This window comes from Paenarthrobacter sp. PH39-S1, assembly GCF_030063245.1.
GTDB lineage: Bacteria > Actinomycetota > Actinomycetes > Actinomycetales > Micrococcaceae > Arthrobacter_M.
Map to the genome: position 1 here is coordinate 1 of NZ_JASISR010000087.1, position 2378 is coordinate 2378.

Below are 2378 nucleotides of genomic sequence, written 5' to 3' on the forward strand. Positions count from 1 at the left end.
CGATCCGTCCTCCCAGCCAGGATCCCCACAGCGATGTCCGCCCGATCCGAAAACGACAACGGCCTACGCCCCACCAGCAGCTCCTCTATTCAACCAACGTGTTGCTTCGAGGGTATGACACCGCCGACTGATGTCCCGATGAAGAAAATTCTGGCTGTGGATGTAGCTGATGCCGTACAAGAACTGAAGGGCGACCCGCTTCCGTGTGGAGAAGTGCAAATTGCCATTTCGCTTTGAGATGTAATTCCTGAGTGTCTCGTCGCAGAATTCCATCCGATACTCGTTGCGGGTCTCGTCGAATTTGTAGACCTCTACGATGTAGGGGAAGCTGAGGGCTTTCATTACATCAAATTCTTGGCGAAATCGCTGTAGGTCCCGTTCGTTGACGTCCCGTTTGGCCCGCTTGACCGCAAATTTAATACCGTAATCCGGATCAACGTATGCGTAGACGTTGGCGTACGATCCGCTACCAATCATCTTGAGTTCAACTGGCGACTGCTGTTTCTTGAGGTTCACCGACGAGGAAGTTTCGCTGAAGACCTGTTCGTATTTGATGATCGCGACGGGTTCGAAATCTTCCGGCACTGTGCTTCCGCCGCTCGGGGAGAGCCAGGGCTGGCACCGCTCGATCGCCTGCTGGTATTTGTCGACCAGTTTGGCGTCCACGCCCGCGCGTTTCAGGGCGTATAGGTCCTCCTTCAAGTCTTTGATCAGCTCAAGGAAGTCCCTGCTGGGCTGAGCCCAATAGTGCCCAGTGGTTTCAGCCCTGCCGTTGATGGCTTCAAAATGGTTATTGAGTTCCTCGTGCAGCACAGCGAACATATGCCCCCAGCGCCCTACCTCTTCATAGAGGCGGGCGAAAGCCGGCGAAGACGGCCGTGCTTCATACTTTGCTGCAATATCGGTCAGCATCAATGCGAGGCTGTCTAGGGGCATACGATTCTCCGCTCTTTGAATGTAGGGGTTCTGAACATTTTGGAGCCGGTTTCATCCAACGCCTCAGCGGTTTAGCTGACTTGCGTCGCCCAGATTAGGGCCTCGGTACACGCCATGAGGCTGTTCCAACCACTTCTTCCTCATGTCCAACATCCAACCAGAGTTTTCCTCTTGAGTGGCGCGCCAGTCAAAAACGACCGTTTTTGACGTGCCGGCCCGTCCAATCTGGATGTCATTTTCAGAAGCTGACTGCGCAAATCTTCCCGTGGTTTAGGGGGCTGTGCAGATGACTTGTGTCCACTGGCTGATCGGTACTCCTCTGCACTAAAGTCGCTTCTGTTCGGTACTCCTGTTCCCAAAGGAGGCAGACATGGACGCCGATCCGTTTCGAGTTGCTGCCCATGGGCAGCTGACGATGTCGGATTCTGCGTGGGAACAGGCACGGAGCCGGGCGGCGGTGATCGGGGCGTTGGCGGTGCGCGGCGCGATTGGGATTGTTGCCGCCGACAGGGCGGCAGCAGAGCTCGGTGTTTCCCTCCGGCAGGTTTACGTACTGCTGGGCCGGTACCGCCAGGGTTCTGGTCTTGTTACTGATCTGGCGGTTCGCCGTTCGACCGGTGGCAAGGATGGGAACCGCCTGCCTGAGCCGGTTGAGGAAATCATTCGCGACTTGATTCGCAGCGTCCACGCATTGAGGACCGGTCCTGCGAAAGTGCGGTGATAAAACGCGACCCGCGCGGCGTCTGGGAACCGGGTTCCGGACATGAGAGAAATCAATTTGAAGAGTATCCGGCTTGATAACCGGTCCCCTTGCTCGATCTCACGCAGACGCATCGTCAAGTCCCTCGATCGCGTGGAACGCTGCGTCCCACCGCGTGAGGCCAGCGCCAACGCTGGCGGCAAAAACAATCTCAAATGCAGCCTTGTCGCTCCCGGCCGCCATCCTCACGGCCTCCATCTGATCATCGGTGACCTGATACGATGCTTCCCCTATCTGGCGAGACAACGCGTTGTACGGCTCCGCGACAGGCGCGGTGCCTCCCGCGCCGCGTGCCATCACATCAGCCCGCAACGTCGGCTCGTTGACCCCCAGTTCGATAACTTACTCGCTGAGCAGCTCACGTTGGCCCTGGTAACTCAACTCGCTGCCGTCCATCTGTTAAGGATAAGACCGGGACAAGGAACTACCCACGTTTCGACCAACGCCTGTCCAATATTCCTCCCTCCACATGGACGGAGACGCCTGATCGCTGTGCGAAGCCGACAATGAGACGGACGGTATTTTGGACGTCAGGTTAATCAGCAGCTAGGCCCTATGCCGTTTACTTAGGTTTGGGAATTCGTTTGAGTGGCCAGTTGGACATTTTGCGTTTGATGGCCCGTGGGTTGGTTCTGGGTCTTCGCGGGGGGAGCAGCTCGTGGAGGATTTCGGTGGCGAAGGC

Annotated in this window: 3 protein-coding genes; 1 reads left to right on the plus strand and 2 read right to left on the minus strand. The window is 56.9% G+C overall.

The window, feature by feature from the left end:
• Positions 1-63: 63 nt before the first annotated feature.
• Positions 64-936: a protein kinase family protein gene (locus QMG52_RS21565; RefSeq protein ID WP_283562448.1), complete on the minus strand. Its 873-nt coding sequence runs from the start codon at positions 934-936 to the stop codon at positions 64-66.
• Positions 937-1306: 370 nt separating this feature from the next.
• Between QMG52_RS21565 and QMG52_RS21570 the strand changes: the two genes are divergently transcribed.
• The gene (locus QMG52_RS21570) at positions 1307-1657 is read left to right on the plus strand and encodes a helix-turn-helix domain-containing protein (RefSeq protein ID WP_283562449.1); all 351 of its coding nucleotides are present in this window, start codon (positions 1307-1309) and stop codon (positions 1655-1657) included.
• Positions 1658-1756: 99 nt separating this feature from the next.
• Here the strand turns inward: QMG52_RS21570 and QMG52_RS21575 are convergent, their stop codons facing one another.
• A complete protein-coding gene (locus QMG52_RS21575) occupies positions 1757-2008 on the minus strand; it encodes a hypothetical protein (protein ID WP_283562450.1) in 252 nt (83 codons plus the stop codon).
• Between the last annotated feature and the right edge of the window lie 370 nt (positions 2009-2378).